This window comes from Synechococcus sp. BO 8801, assembly GCF_002252675.1.
GTDB lineage: Bacteria > Cyanobacteriota > Cyanobacteriia > PCC-6307 > Cyanobiaceae > Cyanobium.
This window is the reverse complement of the sequence record NZ_NQKY01000011.1, coordinates 14,238-33,919: the sequence shown is the minus strand read 5'-3', so window position 1 is coordinate 33,919 and position 19,682 is coordinate 14,238. Positions and strand designations below refer to the sequence as shown.

The 19,682-nt window shown below is 69.1% G+C and carries 16 protein-coding genes; 12 read left to right on the top strand and 4 right to left on the bottom strand.

Going from position 1 to position 19,682, the window contains the following annotated elements; all coding sequences use genetic code 11:
• The first annotated feature begins 7 nt into the window (after positions 1-7).
• Entirely contained in the window at positions 8-1,618 is a 1,611-nt protein-coding gene (locus tag CJZ86_RS09745) for an ABC transporter ATP-binding protein (RefSeq protein ID WP_094585759.1), read from the top strand.
• Positions 1,619-1,641: 23 nt separating this feature from the next.
• Positions 1,642-2,166: a YqhA family protein gene (locus CJZ86_RS09740; protein ID WP_094585758.1), complete on the top strand. Its 525-nt coding sequence runs from the start codon at positions 1,642-1,644 to the stop codon at positions 2,164-2,166.
• A gap of 4 nt (positions 2,167-2,170) precedes the next feature.
• On the opposite strand, the gene CJZ86_RS09735 is transcribed toward CJZ86_RS09740, so the two are convergent.
• Positions 2,171-2,665, bottom strand: coding sequence for a DoxX family protein (locus tag CJZ86_RS09735; RefSeq protein ID WP_094585757.1), 495 nt, complete (start codon positions 2,663-2,665; stop codon positions 2,171-2,173).
• A gap of 143 nt (positions 2,666-2,808) precedes the next feature.
• Between CJZ86_RS09735 and glgX the strand changes: the two genes are divergently transcribed.
• Positions 2,809-4,971 carry a glycogen debranching protein GlgX gene (glgX, locus tag CJZ86_RS09730; RefSeq protein ID WP_094585756.1) on the top strand — a complete coding sequence of 721 codons (2,163 nt, stop codon included), beginning with the start codon at positions 2,809-2,811 and terminating at the stop codon, positions 4,969-4,971.
• Here the strand turns inward: glgX and CJZ86_RS09725 are convergent.
• Positions 4,877-5,857 (bottom strand): VOC family protein, encoded by a 981-nt coding sequence (locus CJZ86_RS09725; RefSeq protein WP_233133949.1) that lies wholly within the window; start codon positions 5,855-5,857, stop codon positions 4,877-4,879. The two genes, glgX and CJZ86_RS09725, sit on opposite strands and share 95 nt — an antisense overlap.
• Before the next feature lie 30 nt (positions 5,858-5,887).
• On the bottom strand, positions 5,888-6,742 hold the full coding sequence (locus CJZ86_RS09720) for a DMT family transporter (RefSeq protein WP_158219540.1): 855 nt from the start codon (positions 6,740-6,742) through the stop codon (positions 5,888-5,890).
• 245 nt (positions 6,743-6,987) lie between these two features.
• Between CJZ86_RS09720 and CJZ86_RS09715 the strand changes: the two genes are divergently transcribed.
• Positions 6,988-7,794, top strand: coding sequence for an SDR family NAD(P)-dependent oxidoreductase (locus CJZ86_RS09715; RefSeq protein ID WP_094585754.1), 807 nt, complete (start codon positions 6,988-6,990; stop codon positions 7,792-7,794).
• A gap of 11 nt (positions 7,795-7,805) precedes the next feature.
• Here the strand turns inward: CJZ86_RS09715 and CJZ86_RS09710 are convergent, their stop codons facing one another.
• A complete protein-coding gene (locus CJZ86_RS09710) occupies positions 7,806-9,209 on the bottom strand; it encodes an NAD(P)/FAD-dependent oxidoreductase (protein WP_094585753.1) in 1,404 nt (467 codons plus the stop codon).
• 196 nt (positions 9,210-9,405) lie between these two features.
• Between CJZ86_RS09710 and CJZ86_RS09705 the strand changes: the two genes are divergently transcribed.
• From CJZ86_RS09705 to CJZ86_RS09670, 8 genes are read left to right on the top strand one after another with little or no spacing between them, the layout of a single operon-like run.
• Entirely contained in the window at positions 9,406-9,903 is a 498-nt protein-coding gene (locus CJZ86_RS09705) for a DUF2231 domain-containing protein (protein WP_015110318.1), read from the top strand.
• A complete protein-coding gene (locus tag CJZ86_RS09700; RefSeq protein ID WP_094585752.1) occupies positions 9,903-10,526 on the top strand; it encodes a DUF2231 domain-containing protein in 624 nt (207 codons plus the stop codon). The genes CJZ86_RS09705 and CJZ86_RS09700 overlap by 1 nt, the downstream gene beginning before the upstream one ends.
• A 12-nt stretch (positions 10,527-10,538) precedes the next feature.
• Positions 10,539-11,477 carry a cytochrome c oxidase subunit II gene (locus CJZ86_RS09695; RefSeq protein ID WP_094585751.1) on the top strand — a complete coding sequence of 313 codons (939 nt, stop codon included), beginning with the start codon at positions 10,539-10,541 and terminating at the stop codon, positions 11,475-11,477.
• Between the two features lie 4 nt (positions 11,478-11,481).
• Entirely contained in the window at positions 11,482-13,149 is a 1,668-nt protein-coding gene (locus CJZ86_RS09690; protein ID WP_094585750.1) for a cytochrome c oxidase subunit I, read from the top strand.
• Entirely contained in the window at positions 13,149-13,757 is a 609-nt protein-coding gene (locus tag CJZ86_RS09685; RefSeq protein ID WP_094585749.1) for a cytochrome c oxidase subunit 3, read from the top strand. The genes CJZ86_RS09690 and CJZ86_RS09685 overlap by 1 nt, the downstream gene beginning before the upstream one ends.
• 3 nt (positions 13,758-13,760) lie before the next feature.
• Entirely contained in the window at positions 13,761-15,275 is a 1,515-nt protein-coding gene (locus CJZ86_RS09680; RefSeq protein ID WP_094585748.1) for a GMC oxidoreductase, read from the top strand.
• Complete coding sequence (locus tag CJZ86_RS09675) at positions 15,272-18,031, top strand: MGH1-like glycoside hydrolase domain-containing protein (RefSeq protein WP_094585747.1); 2,760 nt, start codon at positions 15,272-15,274, stop codon at positions 18,029-18,031. The genes CJZ86_RS09680 and CJZ86_RS09675 overlap by 4 nt, the downstream gene beginning before the upstream one ends.
• Positions 18,028-19,677: a GMC family oxidoreductase gene (locus CJZ86_RS09670; RefSeq protein WP_233133948.1), complete on the top strand. Its 1,650-nt coding sequence runs from the start codon at positions 18,028-18,030 to the stop codon at positions 19,675-19,677. Before CJZ86_RS09675 ends, CJZ86_RS09670 begins: the two co-directional genes overlap by 4 nt.
• Positions 19,678-19,682 lie beyond the last annotated feature (5 nt).

The following is a 19,682-nucleotide window of genomic DNA, read 5'->3' as shown; positions in this document are numbered from 1 at the left end:
GTCGTCCATGGCCCTGCCCGCCCCGTCCCAGCCTGCGGCCCCGGTGCTGCGGATCGGTGGTCTGCAGGTGCGCTACCCGGGCAGTGAGCGGCCCACCCTCGATGGGCTCGATCTGACCCTCAGCGCCGGGGAACGGCTGGCCCTGGTGGGCCCCTCGGGCTGTGGCAAGAGCACCGTGGCCCGGGCCGTGCTGCAGTTGCTGCCCCCGGGAAGCAGCTGCGACGGCGAGCTGCTGCTGGCGGGCCAGGACCCCCGGCGGCTCAGGCGCGGCGCCCTCAGGCGGCTGCGGGGCGAGGCGGTGGGCCTGGTGTTCCAGGACCCGATGACCCGGCTCAACCCCCTGCTCACCATCGGCGAGCACCTGCGCGACACCCTGGCCGCCCACCGCGGCGGGGGGCGGGAGCGGGCCCGCGAGCTGCTGGCCCGGGTGGGGATCGCCCCGGAGCGCTACGGCAGCTTCCCCCATGAGTTCAGCGGCGGCATGCGCCAGCGCCTGGCCATCGCCCTGGCCCTGGCCCTGCAGCCGCCCCTGGTGATCGCCGACGAACCCACCACCAGCCTGGATGTGGCCGTGGCCGGACAGGTGATGGCCCAGCTGAGCGAGCTCTGCACCGAAACCGGCAGTGCCCTGCTGCTGATCAGCCACGACCTGGCCATGGCCGGCCGCTGGTGCGACCGCATCGCCGTGCTCGATCAGGGCCGGCTGGTGGAGGAGGCCCCCAGCCACCGGCTGCTCACGGCCCCGGCCTCGCCCCTGGCCCAGCGGCTGGTGGGCGCCGCCCGGGAGCGGGAGGGCGGGCGCAGCGAGGCCCCCGCCGCCGCACCGGTGCTGCTGGAGGTGGAGGAACTGCGCAGCTGGCACCCGCTGCCCTCCCTGCCCTGGCAGCCGCGCTGGATCAAGGCGGTCGACGGGGTGAGCCTGACCCTGCACGAGGGGGAAACCATCGGCGTGGTCGGGGCGTCGGGCTGCGGCAAGAGCAGCCTCTGCCGCGCCCTGATGGGGCTGGCGCCGGTGCGGGGCGGGGCGGTGCGGCTCCAGGGGGTCGACCTGCGGCGCCTGGGGGGACGGCCCCTGCGGCGGGCCCGGCGCCGGCTGCAGATGGTCTTCCAGGATCCCCTGGCCTGCCTCAACCCCCAGATGACCGTGGGGGAGGCGGTGGCCGATCCCCTGCTGATCCATGGGCTGGCCGGCCGGCAGGAGGCCCGCCGCCGCGCCAGGGAGCAGCTGGCCCTGGTGGGGCTGAATCCGCCCGAATCCTTCGAAAACCGCCTGCCCCGCCAGCTCTCAGGCGGCCAGCAGCAGCGGGTGGCCATCGCCCGCGCCCTGATCCTCGGCCCCCAGGTGCTGCTCTGCGACGAGAGCGTCAGCATGCTCGACGCCGAGGTCCAGGCCGACGTGCTGGCCCTGCTGCGCCGCCTGCAGGGCCAGCTCGGCCTGGGCATGCTGTTCATCACCCACGACCTTTCGGTGGCCGGCGGCTTCTGCCACCGCGTCCTTGTGCTCGACGGCGGCCGCGTCGTCGAGCAGGGGGCCGGGGCCGAGCTGCTGGCCCATCCCCAGGCCGCCATCACCCGCACCCTGGTGGAGGCCTGTCCGCGCCTGCCGCCCCTGCCCTGACACCCCTTCCACTCCTGCCCGCCATGCTGCGCCGCCTGCTCGTCCGCGCCCGCTACCTCACCCTGGTGCCGATCCTGGCGCTGCTGGCCAGCTGCCTGGCCCTGTTCATCCGCGGCAGCCGGCTGATCCTGGAGCAGTTGCGGCTGGCCCTGGTCAGCATCACCGACCTGGTGGACCTCAACCGCTTCGAGATGGACATCCTCGAAGGGATCGACCTGCTGCTGGTGGGAACGGGCTGTCTGGCCCTGGCGATCGGCATGTACTCGCTGTTCATCAGCGAGCTGAAACTGCCGAAGACCCTCAGCTTCCGGAACTTCCACGAAGTGAAGGGCATGTTCGCCAACTTCATCATCCTGGCGATGGCGATCTCCTTCCTCGAGCTGCTCAACAGCTTCGACGCCGAGGACCTTGCCCACTCCGTCGCCGGCTCTGACATCTTCCTGGCCGGCGCCGGCATGGCCGTGGTGACCCTGGCCCTGCTGGCCTTCAAGTACTGGGGCGGCGAGCGGGAGGACCATCACCCCGCGGCAGCGCCTGAGCGCGAGTGATCCCTCAGAGAATCGCGCCCAGCAGGTCGGCGATCAGCAGGTTGTCGAGGGAGAGGAGGCCGCCGCCGGAGGTGATCAGCACCAGGCACATCACCACATACATGGCCGCCTTCTCCCAGCTGGGCGGCTCGCCCACACCCATCGGTCCGGCGTAGTCACCCTCGGGAATCTGATAGGGATCCGGGGCGATGAACGGGAACCCGGAGACCAGCTCCAGCACCATGGCGTAGGCCATCGACACCAGGATCGCCAGGGCCGCCAGGGGGGTGAGCAGGCCAGGGATCAGGGCGATCCCGGCGCCCCACATCGAGGCCGCCGAGAGGAAGCAGAGCCATTCCGGCGTCTTCATCGCCGTGGACCAGGTGCGCAGGTTGCGCAGCTTCGGCCAGCCGTGGCGGATGAAGGCCACCCCCACGAACAGCCGCAGCACCAGCAGCGCGGCGCCGGCCGCCAGCGAAGGGCCGGTGGGCACGAGCAGGGTGACGATCTCGAGATCCATCGGCGGGCGCACCAGCTGGAGGGCTTGCCGGCTCACCGTAAGCAGGGTCGACGGACGGCGCCGCGGCGGGGCCGGGCGAAACCGGGGGTCCTGGCCATCATGCGGTGGGCGGGCCCCCTGTCCCCTCCACCCCTGCCGACGCCATGACCTCATGCACGGCGGCCCTGCCGTCCCCGGGCAGCAGTGCCCCCCTGGGCGCCTCGGTCAGCGAGGGCGGGGTCAACTTCAGCCTCTATGCCCGGCGGGCGACGGCGGTGGAGCTGTGCCTGTTCGCGCGCGTCGACGATGCCGTGCCCAGCCAGCGCCTCCGCCTCGATCCCGACCGGCACCGCACCGGCGACTACTGGCACTGCCGGCTGGAGGGGATCGGGCCGGGCCAGCCCTACGGCTGGAGCGTCGAGGGACCCCGGCTGCCGCAGCTGGGGCTGCGCTTCGATCCGGCCAACCTGCTGCTCGATCCCCATGGGCTGGCCCTGGCGATGCCGCCGGGCTACGGCCGCGCCCCCGGCCGCAGCAGCTCCGGCGACTGGGGCACCGCCATGAAGAGCGTCGTGGCCGACCCGCACGCCTACGACTGGGAAGGGGATCGGCCCCTGCACCGGCCCTCCCGCGAGACGGTGATCTACGAGCTGCACGTGCGCGGCTTCACCGCCCACCCCAGCGCCGACCTGCCGCCGGAGCAGGCGGGCACCTACCGGGGCCTGATCAGCAAGATCCCCTACCTCCAGGACCTGGGCATCACGGCGGTGGAACTGCTGCCGGTGTTCGCCTTCGATCCCCTGGCGGCCCCCGCCGGCCTGCTCAATTACTGGGGCTACCAGCCGGTCTCCTTCTTCGCGCCCCATCCGGGCTACGCCTGCAGCACCGATCCCCTGGCGGTGATCGACGAATTCCGCGACCTGGTCAAGGCGCTGCACCGCGCCGGCATCGAGGTGATCCTGGATGTGGTGTTCAACCACACCGCCGAAGGGGACGCCGAAGGGCCGGCGTTCTGCTTCCGGGGCCTGGCGGACGGCGACTACTACCTGCAGAACGGGGACGGCACCTACATCGATGTCACCGGCTGCGGCAACACCTTCAACGCCAACCACCCGGTGGTGCGGCGCCTGATCCGCGAAAGCCTGCGCCACTGGGTGCAGCACCTGCATGTCGATGGCTTCCGCTTCGATCTGGCCTCGGTGCTGGACCGGGACCAGACCGGCCGACCCACCCCCCTCTCGCCGGTCCTCTGGGACATCGACACCGATCCGGTGCTGGCCGGGACCAAGCTGATCGCCGAGGCCTGGGATGCCGCCGGGCTTTATCAGGTGGGCAGCTTCGTCGGCGACAACTGGCAGGAGTGGAACGGCCGCTTCCGCGACGATGTGCGCCGCTTCATCAAGGGGGACGGGGGCCTGGCGGCCAGCGTCGGCCAGCGGCTGATGGGCAGCCCCGACATCTACGGCCACAAGCAGCGGGAGGCCGAGGCGAGCGTCAACTTCATCACCTGCCATGACGGCTTCACCCTGGCCGACCTGGTCAGCTACAACGCCAAGCACAACGGGGCCAACGGCGAGGGCAACCGCGACGGCAGCGACGACAACGCCAGCTGGAACTGCGGCATCGAGGGGGACACCAGCGACGCCGAGGTCCTGGCCCTGCGCGCCCGCCAGAGCCGCAACCTGCTGACCATGCTGCTGCTGGCGGTGGGCACGCCGATGCTGGCCATGGGCGATGAGCTCGGCCGCAGCCAGCAGGGCAACAACAACGCCTACGCCCAGGACAACCCGATCAGCTGGCTCGACTGGTCGCTGCTGGGGCGCAACGCCGACCTGCACCGCTTCGTGCGGGAGCTGCTCGCCTACCGCCAGCGCCGCGACGTGGTGATCAACGCCCGCAACCTCAGCCTCGGCGAGCTGGTGCGGCGCCATCACGTCCGCTGGCATGGCGTCGAGCCCGACCAGCCCGACTGGAGCGAGAGCTCCCGCTCCTTCGCCACGACGATCACCAGCGTCGACCACCGTTTCCGCTGGCACGCCATGGTCAACGCCTGGTGGGAGCCGCTGCGCTTCCGGCTGCCCGCCGCCGAGGGCGACCAGCCGAGCTGGCGCCGCTGGATCGACACCTCCCGGCCCAGCCCGGAGGACATCGTGCCCTGGATCAGCGCGCCATCCCTGGAGGCGGACACCTACACCCTGGGCCCCCGCTCGATCGTGGTGCTGGTGGTGGGTCTCAGTTCTGCAGCAGCTGCAGGCGATGGCCATCCGGATCCGCCAGCTGCAGGGCCCGACCAGCCCCGAACCACTCCGCCTGATCCCCCAGCGTGATGATCCCTGGGGAGATCGGACGCCCGCCCAGGGCCACGGCCCGGTCGGCGACGGTCTCCAGGTCGGCCACCCGCAGGCGCAGCTGCCAGTGGGCCAGGTCCTGGAGGCCCTGGTCGGCGGGCATCGGCCTGCCACCGTTGGGTTCGCGGTAGTCGAGGCACTCGACACCGGCGCCGCTGGGGCAGCGGTGGCCGGTGATGCGCACCCGGGTGCCCGCCAGGCCATCGAGGCCGTCCTGCTCCGGGCCGCTGTTGACGCCGTCGCCGCCGGCGGCCAGGCCCAGCAGGGCTCGGTAGAAGCGGACGCTGGCGACCGTGTCGGCGATGCCGATGGCGCTGTGGTCGATGCCCAGCACCGGCCCGGGGGCGTCGCCATGCCAGCGGGCCTCCCCCTTGTCCGGCGGGAACTGCAGCAGCTCCAGGGGATGGCCGTCCGGATCACGGAACTTGAAGGCGACGATGCCGGCGGCGGCCGCATTCCAGTCCGGCAGCCGCTGGGGCGCCGAGGAGATCGCCGTGATCCGGCCGGCGGCGAAGGCCGGCTGCAGGGCCGCCAGGGCCGCCTCCATGCTGTTGACCACCAGGCAGGCGTGCTGGAACCAGCGGTCGTTGCTGCGGGATCCGGCCGGGATCGGCCGCCCCGGACGGGCACCGGGCCCCGGCGCCAGCACCTCGGTGAGCTCCAGCACCTCCGCGCCGATCGCCAGCCGCAGCACCCGGAGGCGGGCTCCGGGCAGGCCCACCAACCGGGCGTAGGGGCCGCCCTCCAGCACCACGGCCTCCCCCAGGCGCCGGAAGCCCAGGCAGGTCTCGAAGAAGGCGGCGCTGGCCTCGGCATCGGCCGTGGTGAAACCGAGGCTGTCGATGTGGGGAAGGGTCAGTGTCATTGGACAGCCAGAGTCATGGGGCAGCCAGAGTCATGGGACCGTTGGGGGCGGGTTCTGCCCCACCAGGCTGAGCACCCCACCGACACAGATCAGCACCGTTCCCACCACCACACCGGCGTTCGGGATCTGGCCGAACCAGATCCAGCCGATCAGGCCGGCGAAGACCACGGAGGCATACTGAAACGCCCCGATCGCACTGGGATCGGCATAGCTGTAGGCGCGGATCAGCAGAAACTGGAAGCTCAGCAGGCAGAGGGCCGAAGCCAGCACCCACAGGAACTGATCCGGCGTGATGGCGTGGAATCGCCCCACCATCATCAGGCTGGAGACCAGACCGCCGATGGTCAGAAAGTAGATGAGCTGCGTCAACGCCGACTCGCTCCTGCCCAGGGCCTTCACCGCCAGAAACTCAATGGCGCAGACAAATCCGGCCGCCAGGCCAAGCAGATCACCGGGTTTGTCCAGGAGACTGGCATTGGGCTGAACGACGATCACCATCCCGGCAAATCCCACCGCCAGGGCCTTCCAGAGGCTGGCAGGAATGCGCTGCCTGAGCACCAGCCAGGCCAGCAACGGGATGAACATCGGCGTCGTGTTCAGCAACACGTTGGCATTGACAAGATTCACCAGCTGGGCCGCCGACATGAACAGCAGAAAACCGCCCATGCCCATGCCGCCACGCAGCAGGTGAAGGGGGAACACACGCGTCGGCAGATCGCGGCCGCCGCGCACGACCAGCAGGGGAATCAGCAGGAGCAGCGCCAGAATGAACGTCAGCCAGGTGAACATCAGGGCATCCATGCCGCTGCCCACCGCCCGCGCAAACGCGCTCTGCAACGTGTTGGCCAGGAAGGCTGCCACCAGCAGGGCCGCGCCCCGGGTCACCGAAGGGCGGACCGACCCGTTCCGGTTCCCGTTGCTGTCCGGCCCCTGCAACGCCTCGCCGTCCATCGGGCTGGTTCCACTCGCTTTCGCCACAGACTAGGGGCCATCAGGAGTGGCGCCACGGTCACCGCATCCCGGCGCTGAGTTGCCGATGCTGACAGCAACAATTCACTGGGCCGTTTCGGTGGCCGTCCCTAGGATGAAAGCGTGGAGATCCCTCCCCATTCCTTTCCCGGCCCCACCCGATGACGAGCTCCAACCCCCTGGCCGGCAAGGCCCTCTCCACCCTGCTGCAGGGCAAGGTCGCCATCGTCACCGGTGGCAACAGCGGCATCGGCAAATCGATCGTGGAGTATCTGGCCGAACTCGGCGCCAAGGTGGTGATCGATTACCGCTCCCATCCCGAAGCCACCGAAGAGCTCGAGCGTGAAATCGGCGCCTATGGCGGTAGCAGCTTCGGGGTTCAGGCCGATGTGGGCAAGCTCGATGACCTGCAGCGCCTGGTGGACACCACCGTGGAGAAATACGGTCGGCTCGATGTGATGATCAACAATGCCGGCATCGAAACCCGCACCTCGATCCTCACCACCACCCCGGACAACTTCGACAAGGTTCTGGATGTCAACCTGCGGGGCGTCTTCTTCGCCACCCAGTTCGCCGCCAAGCAGATGATCGCCCAGGGCGGCGGCGGCCGCATCATCAACATCTCCTCGGTGCACGAGGACTGGCCGATGCCCGACAACACCCCCTACTGCTGTGCCAAGGGCGGCGTGCGCATGCTCACCCGCACCGCGGCCCTGGAGCTGGCGCCCCACGGCATCACCATCGTCAATGTGGGCCCGGGAGCCGTGGCCACGCCGATCAACGACTCCACCATGAACAATCCCGAGCTGCTGGCCAAGCTCAACGCCGCCATCCCGATGGGCCGCATGGCCCAGCCGGAGGAGATCGCCAAGGTGGTGGGCTTCCTGGCCAGCGACGCCGCCAGCTACATCACCGCCACCACGATCTTCGCCGATGGGGGCCTGATGCACAGCAGCCCCGGCCTCTGAGGCGCCCCCCTTCAGGCCGGCGCAGGATCCTCCGCCCGTTCGGCCCGTTCCAGCCCCACCTCCACCCCCAGGTGCTGGTCGGGCCGGCCGGTGATCAGCAGGCTGGCCCGCTGCTGGGTGGCGATCACCCACAGCCACTTGGTCAGCAGGGTGAGGCGGTTCTCGTTGGCGGGCATGAAGGCGAGGTGGGCCAGGCCCCAGAGCAGCCAGCCCACAGGCCCGGTGAACTTCAGGCCCCGCAGATCGGCGACGGCGCAGAGGGGACCGATCACGGCCATGCTGCCGAAGTCGAACCAGCGGAACGTGGCCTGGCGCCGACCCGCCAGCTGGGCCAGCAGGTCCTGGGCGACCCAGCCCCCCATCTGCACCGCCGGGCCGGCCATGCCCGGCAGGGGCTTGCCGTCGGCCGTGTGGGAATAGGAGCAGAGGTCGCCCACCACCCGGATCTCGGGATGGCCGGCGATCGAGAAGTCCGGCTCGACCACCACCCGCCCGCCGCGGTCGACCGTGCAACCGGTGCGCTCCGCCAGCAGCTTGCCGAGATGGGAGGCCCGCACCCCCGCGCTCCAGCAGATGGTGGCCGCCTCCAGCACCCGCTCGCTGGGCGTTCCCGGCGCCGGTGCCTTGAAGGCCACCGTGAGCCGGCCCGCCTCGATGCTCTGGACCCGCCCTCCCAGCACCAGCTCGACACCGCAGGACGTGAGGTAATCGCCGGCCGCTTTGGACAGCGACGGGTCCATGGCCCGCAGCAGCCGATCGCCGGGGTCGACGAGCACGACGCGGCAGAGCCCGGGGTCCAGCTGGCGGAAGTCGCGCTGGGCCGCGTGGCGCATCAGCTCGTTGATCGATCCGGCCAGTTCGCAGCCGGAGGGGCCGCCGCCGACCACCACCACCGACTGCAGAAAGCGGCAGCGTTCCGGATCCGGGGTCTGCTCGGCCTCCTCCAGGGCCGTCAGCACCCGCCGCCGGATCTCATCGGCGTGCTCGAGGATCTTCATCGGCGGCGCCAGTTCCCGCCACTCCTCATGGCCGAAGTAGGTGCTGCCGGAGCCGGTGGCCAGGATCAGGCTGTCGTAACGCAGGCGGCGATCGTTGAAGACCACCTCCCGGGAGGCGGCATCCAGATCGACCACTTCTCCCAGCAGCACCTGCACGTTGGCCGCCTTGGCGAGCAGCAGCCGCAGGGGCGTCGCCACATCGCCCTCGGACACCAGGCCGGAGGCCACCTGATACAGCAGCGGCTGGAAAAGATTGAAATTTCGCTTGTCCACCAGGGTCACCCGCACCGGCTGGCCGGCCAGCCGGTGGGCCGCCTTGAGGCCGGCGAAACCGCCGCCCACGATCACCACATGGGGCCAACTCTTCATCACGGCTTCGCTCGGCTCCAGCTCGAGGAAGAAGCGTTCCTTCGCCATCGATGCGGTCCGCGGGATGTCTGAAAGGTAGGGGCAATCCCTCGCCCGGCGGGCACGGCCCCACCGGGAAGCCTCCCTGGCGCGGGTCTTCGGCGCCAGGTGGGGGTATCGCCACAGGGCTGTAGCAAAAGATCACAGAGCCAGGACAGCTCTCGGGGTCCGGCCATGGTGAAGGGGCACAGCGTGGCCGGTGCCCATGCAGCAACTGCTGCCAGCCCTCAATGACCACAACCTGCCCTGGATGGACACCCTCCATCCGATCGTGGTCCACTTCGTCATCGCCATGGCGGTGATCAGCGTGGTCTTCGATCTGATCGGTGTCGTGCTGCGGCGGCCGAATCTGTTTGAAGTCAGCTTCTGGAATCTGCTGTTCGCCACCGGGGCCATCTTCGTGGCGATCATCTTCGGCCAGGTGGAGGCGGGCCTCGCTGATCCGTACGGCGCCTCCCGGGCAATCCTCAACCTGCACAGCACCCTGGGCTGGTCCCTGGCCGGCATCCTCTCGGTGCTCACCGGCTGGCGCTACGTGTTGCGCAACCGGGACCCCGAGACCCTGCCGCTGCCCTTCCTGGCCGCCGGCGGGGTGCTGGCCGCGCTGGTGGTGGTGCAGGTCACCCTGGGCAACCAGCTGATCTGGGTATATGGCCTGCACACGGTGCCGGTGGTGGCCGCCGGACGGGCCGGGTTGATCTGATGGCCCTCTCCATGCTCCCGGCCGAGGCCCCGATCCAGCAGCTGGGCGACTGGCTGGGGCCCAACGACCTGCCCTACAGCCTGCCGATCCACCCGAATCTGGTCCACTTCACGATCGGCCTGTTCGTGATCGCCATCGCCTTCGACGTCGTCGGCGCCCTCTATCCGATCGAGAAGCGGGTGTTCCGCTTCCTGGCCCTGCCGATCACCCGGGCCGGCTTCCACGACGTGGGCTGGTACAACCTGCTCGCCTGCGCCATCGTCAGTTTCTTCACCGTGGCGACGGGCTTCTTCGAGATGCTGCTGGCGGTGCCGATTCCCGGCGTCACCAGCAGCATCGGCCTGCAGAGCATGGAAACCATGCTCTGGCATGGCGTCGGCGGGGTGGCGATCCTGCTGGCGATCATCGCCATGACCGTCTGGCGCGGCTACCAGCGCTTCCTCTGGCGCCGGGACATGGGGCGCCAGGTGCAGTGGCTCTACCTGCTGGTGGGCCTGGCCCTGTTCCTGGTGATCGGCCTGCACGGCACCCTCGGGGCCGAACTGGCGGCCGAATTCGGCGTCCACATCACCGCCGACCAGCTCCTGGCCAGCGGAGCCGATCTCCGCGACGCCCTTCCCTAGGGCCCCCTCCCCATGACCTCCTCCACCCCACGCGGCCCCGGCCCCATCGCCCTGGCGGCCCTGGCCGTCTGGATCGGCCTGCTGGCCCTGATCAGCTACTGGGTAGCCGGCGCCTCCCTCCGCTGGTTGCCGGTGCAGGCCTCCAATGCCGCCCCGCTGGTGGATGGGCTGTTCAGCTTCGAAACCGGGGTCGGCACCTTCGTGTTCCTGGGGGTGATCTCGGTGATGGCCTGGGTGATGCTCGTGCACCGCGCCGAGAAGTACGACGAAAGCGACGCCGAGCCGATCGAGGGCAACACCCGTCTCGAGGTGATCTGGACCGCCATCCCCCTGGTGCTGGTGATGGCCATCGCCTGGTACGCCATCCAGGTGAACACCGAGCTCGGCGTGCTCGGGCCGATGGAGCACATCCACCTGCGCAGTCCCCAGGAGCAGCAGGGGGGGTACCCCGGCGACCGGCTGCCGGCGGAGCAGGTGGAGGTGATCGCCCGGCAGTGGTCCTGGGAGTTCCGCTACCCCGGCGAGCAGGTCTCCAGCACCGAGCTGCACCTTGAGCTGGATCGGCCAGTCACCTTCCGCCTGGTCTCCGAGGATGTGCTGCACGGCTTCTTCATCCCGGCCTTCCGGCTCAAACAGGATGTGATCCCGGGCCGGGCGATCGACTTCAGCCTCACCCCCACCCGCATCGGGCGCTACCGCCTGCGCGATTCCCAGTTCAGCGGCACCTGGTTCGCCGCCAACCAGGCCGATGTGGTGGTCGAGACCGCCGAAGACCATGCCACCTGGCTGAAGCAGGCCGCCGCCGCCCCCCTGCAGCGCGGCCTCAGCGTCGCGGCCGACGAGTACGCCGACCGTCAGACCAATCCCCGCGGCGGCTGGCCCACGGTGGTGCCGGCCCCCCCGCCCCAGGTGAACGCTCCCGGTTCCAGCTCCCTTCCCCACGACGCCTGAGGCCATGACCAGCACCGCCCTCTCCCCCGAACCGCCCGCCTCCTGGCGGCGTTACTTCGGCTTCAGCACCGATGCCAAGGTGATCGGCATCCAGTACATCGTGGTGGCCTTCTTCTTCTTCCTGGTGGGTGGCCTGCTGGCCATGATCATGCGGGGCGAACTGATCACACCGGAGGCCGATCTGGTGGATCGCACCGTGTACAACGGTCTCTACACGATGCACGGAACGATCATGCTGTTCCTGTTCATCTTTCCAGTGCTCAACGGGCTCAACAACCTGTTGATCCCTACCATGATCGGTGCCCCCGACATGGCCTTCCCCCGGCTCAACACCGCCGCCTTCTGGCTGGTGCCGGTGTTCGGCATCCTGCTGATCGCCAGCTTCTTCGTGCCCAGCGGCCCGGCCACCTCCGGCTGGTGGTCCTATCCGCCGGTGAGTCTCCAGAACCCCCTCGGCCACCTGATCAACGGCGAGTTCCTCTGGGTGCTGGCGGTGGCCCTCTCCGGCATCTCCTCGATCATGGGCGCGGTGAACTTCGTCACCACGATCCTGCGCATGCGGGCGCCGGGGATGGGTTTCTTCCGCATGCCCGTGTTCTGCTGGACGGCCCTGGCGGCCCAGACCCTGCAGCTGATCGGCCTGCCCGCCCTCACCGGCGGCGCCGTGATGCTGCTGCTGGATCTCAGCGTCGGCACCTCGTTCTACCGGCCGGAAGGGGGCGGCGATCCGGTGCTGTATCAGCACTTCTTCTGGTTCTATTCGCACCCGGCGGTGTATGTGATCATCCTGCCGGTGTTCGGCATCTTCTCGGAGCTGTTTCCCGTCTATTCCCGCAAGCCCCTGTTCGGCTACGTCTATGTTTGCCTGGCCTCCTTCATCATCGTCGGCCTGGGGCTGATCGTCTGGGTGCACCACATGTTCCCCAGTGGCGTCACCCAGTGGATGCGCAACCTGTTCATGGTCACCACGATGCTGATCGCCGTGCCCACCGGTGTGAAGGTGTTCGCCTGGCTGGGCACCCTATGGCGGGGCAAGATCCGGCTCACCACCCCGATGCTGTTCTGCCTGGGTGGCCTGTTCAACTTCGTCTTCGCCGGCATCACCGGCATCATGCTGGCCACCGTGCCGATCGACATTCACGTCAGCAACACCTACTTCGTGGTGGGTCACTTCCACTACGTGATCTATGGCGCCGCCGTCATGGGCGTGTTCGCCGCCATCTACCACTGGTTCCCCAAGTTCACCGGCCGCATGCCCTACGAGGGCCTCGGCAAGCTGCACTTCGTGCTCACCTTCATCGGCGCCAACCTCAACTTCCTGCCCATGCACCCCCTCGGCCTGATGGGCATGCCCCGGCGGGTCTCCTCCTACGACCCGGAGTTCGCCTTCTGGAACGTGCTGGCCAGCCTGGGGGCCTTCCTGCTGGGGGTCTCGATCATCCCCTTCCTGCTCAACATGATCAGCTCCTGGGCCCGGGGGCCAAGGGCGCCGCACAACCCCTGGAACGCCATCGGCCTGGAGTGGCTGCTGCCGTCACCCCCGGCGGAGGACAACTTCGGTGAGCACGTTCCCACCGTGATCAGCCGCCCCTACGGCTACGGCACCGGGGAGCCGCTGGTGGAGCACCAGGCCGAGATCGAACGCGCCCTCACCCTTCAGGAGGCCAACTGATGAGCAGCACCCCCGCCACCCCCGGCGACGCGGCCGCGACCCACGGCCACGGCGCAGGCCAGCACGCCAACCACAACCTCACCGGCTTCATCATCTTCCTGTGCTCCGAAAGCGTCATCTTCCTGGCGTTCTTCAGCGGTTACGCCCTGCTGCGGCTCTCCGCCCTCGACTGGCTGCCCGCCGGCGTGGACGGCCTCGAATGGCGCCTGCCGCTGATCAACACGGTGGTGCTGGTCTCCAGCTCCTTCACGATGGTGGTGGCCGAGCATTTCAAGGGCAAGGGGAAGATCTGGCTTTTCCGGGGCTTCTGGCTGCTGACCATGGCCATGGGGACCTATTTCCTCTACGGCCAGGCGGTGGAGTGGCGCGGCCTCAGCTTCGGCTTCACCTCCGGCACCTTCGGCGGCACCTTCTATCTGCTCACCGGCTTCCATGGCCTGCATGTGCTCACCGGCATCCTGCTGATGGGCCTGATGCTGGCTAAATCCTTCATCCCCGGCAACTACGACCGGGGTGAAGAAGGCGTCATCGCCACGTCCCTGTTCTGGCACTTCGTGGATGTGATCTGGATCATCCTGTTCGTGCTGCTCTACGTCTGGAGAGCCTGAACCATGATCATCGACGACACCCACTACGACGTGATCCTGATCGGCAGCGGCGCCGCTGGCGGCACCCTGGCCGCCGCCCTCGCCGATGGGGGCCACACGGTGCTGCTGCTGGAGCGGGGGGGCGTGATGCCCCAGGCGGATCAGAACGTGGCCGAGGTGGGGCTGTTCCGCAAGCCCCGCTACCACCCCGAGGAGAAGTGGTTCGGCACCGACGGTGATCCCTTCTCCCCCCAGATGGTGCATGCCATCGGCGGCAACACCAAGATCTGGGGGGGCGTGCTGGAACGCATGCGGGAAGCGGAGTTCACCGGCGTGGCGCTCCAGGAGGGTCCGTCCCCGGACTGGGAACTGCGCTACGACGACCTGGCCCCCTGGTACGAGCGGGCCGAAGCGCTCTATCGCGTCCACGGCGTGGCCGGTGCCGACCCCACCGCCCCGGCGATGCAGGGCGCCTATCCCGCCGCGCCGCGGCCGGTGGAACCGTTCCTGGTGGAACTGCGGGCCGCCCTGGAGCGCCAGGGGCTCCATCCCTACGACCTGCCCCTGAGCTGGTCCGACTCGGCGGTCGATCCCACCGGCGATGCGGAGCTGTTCGGGGTGGATCCGGCGCGGGGCTCCAGCACCGTGACGGTGCGGGAGAACGCCCGGGTGCTGCAGCTGCACGTCAACCCGTCGGGCCAGGAGGTGCGCGGCGTCGAGGTGGAGATCGACCACCAGCGCTGGCTGTTCCGCAGCCACCAGGTGGTGCTGGCCGCCGGGGCCATCGGCACGCCGGAGATCCTGCTGCGTTCCGCCACCGACCACCACGCCCGCGGCCTGGCCAACGGCTCCGACCAGGTGGGCCGCAACCTGATGAAGCCCCAGCTCACCTCGATCCTGCAGCTGGCGGCCGCCCCCAACTCGGGCCGCTACGGCCGGGGCCATGGCATCACCGACTTCTACTGGGGCGACAAGAACGTCGACTTCCCCCTCGGTTCGATCCAGAGCGGCGGCGGGGTGCTGCAGGACGCCCTGTTCGCCGAGTCACCGCCGGTGCTCTCCCTGGTGACCCGCCTGCTGCCGGACTTCGGCCTCGAACAGCTGGCCGCCCGCTCGATCACCTGGTGGGCGATGAGCGCCGTGCGGCCCGATCCCCACAACCGGGTCGCCCTGCGGGGCCAGCAGCTGCAGGTCCACTACACGGCCAACAACCGGGAGGCCCACGACCGCCTCGTCTACCGCTGGATCGACTGCCTCAAGGCCGTCGAGGCCGACCCCCTGACCCTGGTGGCCAAGGCCGCCCCCACCCACCCCCGCGGCGAGGCGCCCCTGCCGGTGATCGGCGGCGCCTGCGGCACCTGCCGCATGGGCTCGGATCCGGCCACCTCGGTGGTGAACCTCGACGGCCGCAGCCACGAGCTGGCCAACCTCTGGATCGCCGATGCCAGCGTGCTGCCCTCCTGTCCGTCGGTGGGGGTGGGACTCACGGTGATCGCCAATGCCCTGCGCATCGGCGCCGCCCTGAAGGCCTCCCTATGACGGCCAGCGTCCCCAGCCGCGCCGCCATCGACGCCATCACCCCGTCGGAAACCCGGCGCATGGCCGAGCGCGACCACGGCCTCGCCCCCTGGAGCCTCTGGGGCAGCTACCTGAGCGAGCGCCAGTGGGGCACGGTGCGGGAGGACTACTCCGCCGACGGCGACGCCTGGACCTCCTTCCCCCACGACCACGCCCGTTCCCGCGTCTACCGCTGGGGCGAGGACGGCCTGCTGGGCCTCTGCGACGACCAGTGCCGCCTCTGCTTCTCCCTGGCCCTCTGGAACGGCGTGGACCCGATCCTCAAGGAACGGCCCTTCGGCCTCGGCAACCCCGAAGGCAACCACGGCGAGGACCTCAAGGACTACTTCTTCCATCTCGCCAACACCCCGACCCACAGCTTCATGCGGGGGCTGTACAAGTACCCGCAGCGGGCCTTCCCCTACGCCGATCTGCTGGTGGAGAACGGCCGCCGCGGCCGGGACCAGCCCGAGTACGAACTCGTCGACACGGGCATCTTCGACGACAGCCGCTACTTCGATGTCCTCATCGAGTACGCCAAGGCCGGACCGGAGGACCTGCTGATCCGGATCCGGGCCACCAACCGCGGCCCCGATCCCGCCCCCCTCACCCTGCTGCCCAGCCTGTGGCTGCGCAACACCTGGCGCTGGGGCTATCCCGACGAAGTCGAGCACGGGATCCGCCCGCTCGCCGGCGCCGGTGATGGCTCTGCGGGTGACGCCGGCGGCCCTTCGATCGTCACCGATGCCCTGCCCCATCTGGGGGTGTACCAGCTCGACTGCCGGGAGCCCGGCACCTGGATCTTCACCGACAACGAAACCAACAGCGAGCGGCTCTGGGGCCAGCCCAACGCCACACCCTTCCAGAAGGACGGGTTCCATCGCCATGTGGTCGAGGGCGAAGCCGGCGCGGTGAATCCGGCCCTGCGGGGCAGCAAGGCGGGGCGCGTGCTGCAGCGCACCCTGGCCGCGGGCGAGGAGTGGCTGGTGGAGCTGCGCCTGCATCGGATCGACGGCCCCGCAACGGGCCCGACCGAGCAAGGCGATGCGTTCGGGGAGGCGTTTGGGGAGGCGTTTGGCGCGATCTTCAGCGAGCGCGAGCGGGAGTGGCTGGAGTACTTCGACCATCGGGTGCCGGGGCTGTCCGAGGACGACCGCCGCATCCACCTGGCCGGCACCGCCGGACTGCTCTGGTGCAAGAAGTACTACGGCTGGAGCGTGATGCGCTGGCTCGAGGGCGACCCCACCGGCACACCCCCGCCGGCCGAGCGGCGCCACACCCAGAACGCCTTCTGGCAGCGGCTGCACGCCCACGACGTGATCTCGATGCCGGACTGCTGGGAGTACCCCTACTTCTGCCAGTGGGATCTGATGTTCCACTCCGTGGCCTTCGCCGTCTTCGATCCGGCCACGGCCAAGGAGCAGTGCATGCTGCTGCGCAAGCCCCAGTACACCGCCCCCAACGCCCAGACCCCCGCCTATGAGTGGGCCCTGTCCGATCCCAATCCGCCGATCGGCGCCTGGGCGGCGATGCGCATCTATCAGATCGATCGCAAGAACAGCGACGCCGCCGATCTGGCCTTCCTGCGCGCCGCCCTGCGCAAGCTGATCCTGGAGTACGGCTGGTGGGCGAACCGCAACGACCGCTCCGGCGACAACGTCTTCGAGGGGGGCTTCCTGGGCCTCGACAACATCGGCGTGTTCGATCGGCGCTTCCCCCTGGCCGACGGCAGCATCATCGAGCAGTGCGACGGCACGGCCTGGATGGCCTCGCTCAGTCTCAACCTGCTGCAGATCGCCGTGGAGCTGAGCCGCGAGGAACCCGAGTACGCCGACATCTGCGAGCGGTTCGTGGTGGATTTCGTGCAGCTGGCCATCGGCCTCAACAATCCCGCCGGCCGCAACTACCTCAACTGGGACGAGGAGGACGGCTTCTACTACGACGTGATCAAGCGGCCCAACGGCAGCGTCGACTATCTGCGCACCCGTTCACTCTCGGGCCTGGTGCCCCTGCTGGCGGTGCAGAGCTTCGACATCGACACCGTGGCACGGTTGCCGATGCTCGATGTCACCCACACCCTGGCCTGGTTCACCCATGAGCGCACCACGCCCTCCTGGATTGTGGAGAACCTGGGAATCTGGAACAACGACCGGGTGCTGTTCACCCTGGTGCCCCGGGAGCGCCTGCAGCGCATCTGCGAGCGGCTCTTCGATGAGGAGGAGTTTCTCTCCCCCTACGGCATCCGCTCCCTCTCCAAGGTGTATGCGCAGCACCCCTACACGTACACCGAAGGCAGCGAGAGTGAGACGCTCGCCTACAGCCCGGCCGACAGTCCGGTGGCCATGTTCGGGGGCAACTCCAACTGGCGCGGGCCGGTGTGGATGCCGATGAACTTCCTGCTGATCGAATCGCTGCAGAAGTTCGCCCACTTCTACGGGGACAGCTTCAAGGTGGAGTTCCCCACCCGCTCGGGCCACTGGATGACGCTCTGGGAGGCCTCCCTGGAGCTGGAGAAGCGGCTGGTGGGTCTGTTCCGGCGCGACGGACAGGGCCGCCGCCCCTTCAATGGCGCCGTGGAACTGTTCCAGAGCGATCCCCACTGGCGCGATCTGATCCTGTTCAACGAATACTTCCACGGCGACAATGGCCGTGGCGTCGGTGCCTCCCACCAGACCGGCTGGAGCGCCATGGTCTGCAAGATGCTCAACCAGCTCAATCGCTACCCCATCCAGCCATGAGCACCCCGTCCCCCAGCGCCGCCATCGCCGCCATCGCGGATCCGAGCCTGCACAGCTCGCCCCTGCCGGAGGCGGCCCAGCTGCAGGTGAGCCACGGCGCCCACTTCGACGTGGTGATCATCGGCAGCGGCGCCGGCGGCGGCACCCTGGCCCGCCACCTGGCCCCCACGGGCCTGAAGGTGCTGGTGCTGGAGCGGGGCGACTGGCTGCCCCAGGAGCCCCAGAACTGGGACGCCGAAGCGGTGTTCCAGCAGAACCGCTACGTGTCGAAGGATCCCTGGCTCGACAAGCACGGCAAGCCCTTCCAGCCCGGCAGCCATTACTTCGTCGGCGGCGCCACCAAGATGTATGGCGCCGCCCATTTCCGCCTGCGCCAGCAGGACTTCGAGGAGCTCGCCCACTTCGACGGCACCTCGCCGGCCTGGCCCCTGCGCTACGCCGACTTCGAGCCCTGGTACCAGAAGGCCGAGGAGATGTACCACGTGCACGGCCAGCGCGGTGAGGATCCCACCGAGCCCCCCTGCAGCGGTCCCTATCCCCATCCACCGGTGGCCCATGAGCCGCGGATGCAGCAGCTGGTTGACGACCTGCGCTCCGCCGGGCTCCATCCCTTCCACGCCCCCAGCGGCGTCCAGCTGGATGAAGCCCACATGGCCTTCAGCCGTTGCCGCAAGTGCAACTGCTGCGATGGCTTCCCCTGCCTGGTGCACGCCAAGTCGGACGCGGAGGTGCTGGGCATCCGGCCGGCCCTGGCGCAGCCGAACGTGTCCCTGCTGACGCGGGCCCAGGTGAAGCGCCTGATCACCGATGAATCCGGCCGCACGGTGAAGGCGGTGGAACTGGAGCGGGACGGGGAGCCGCTGACGGTGAGCGGTGATGTGGTGGTGGTGAGCTGCGGCGCCGCCAACAGCGCCCGGCTGCTGCTGCTGTCGGCCAACGACCGCCATCCCCGGGGCCTGGCCAACGGCTCCGACCAGGTGGGCCGCCACTACATGTTCCACAACAGCAAGGCGATGGTGGCCCTGGCCCATGAGCCGAACCGCACCATCTTCCAGAAAACGGTGTCGATCAACGACTGGTATCTCGGGGATGCCGACTTCGATTACCCGATGGGCAACATCCAGATGACGGGCAAGACCAACGGCACGATCATGAAGGGCTACGCGCCACTGGAAACCTTCCTGATGCCCGGCTGGAGCATGGACAAGATCGCCGAACATGCGCTCGACTTCTGGATCTCCAGCGAGGATCTCCCCGATCCGAACAACCGGGTGACCGTCACCAGCTCGGGCCAGATCCAGCTCAGCTACACCCCCAACAACCTCACCGCCTCGGCGCGCCTGGTGAGCCGCCTGGAGGGCCTGCTGGACCGCCTCTATCTCCGCAACCACCTGGTGGAGCGCCAGTTCTACATCGCCAACAGCATGGGCATCGCCGCCGTGGGGCACCAGGCCGGCACCTGCCGCTTCGGCAGCGATCCGGCCACCTCGGTGCTCGACCTCGACTGCAAGGCCCACGAGCTCGACAACCTCTACGTCGTCGACACCAGCTTCATGCCCACCATCGGCGCCGTGAACCCCTCCCTCACCGCCATCGCCAATGCCCTGCGGGTGGGCACCCACCTGGTGGAACGGCTGCGGGGCTGAGGGTG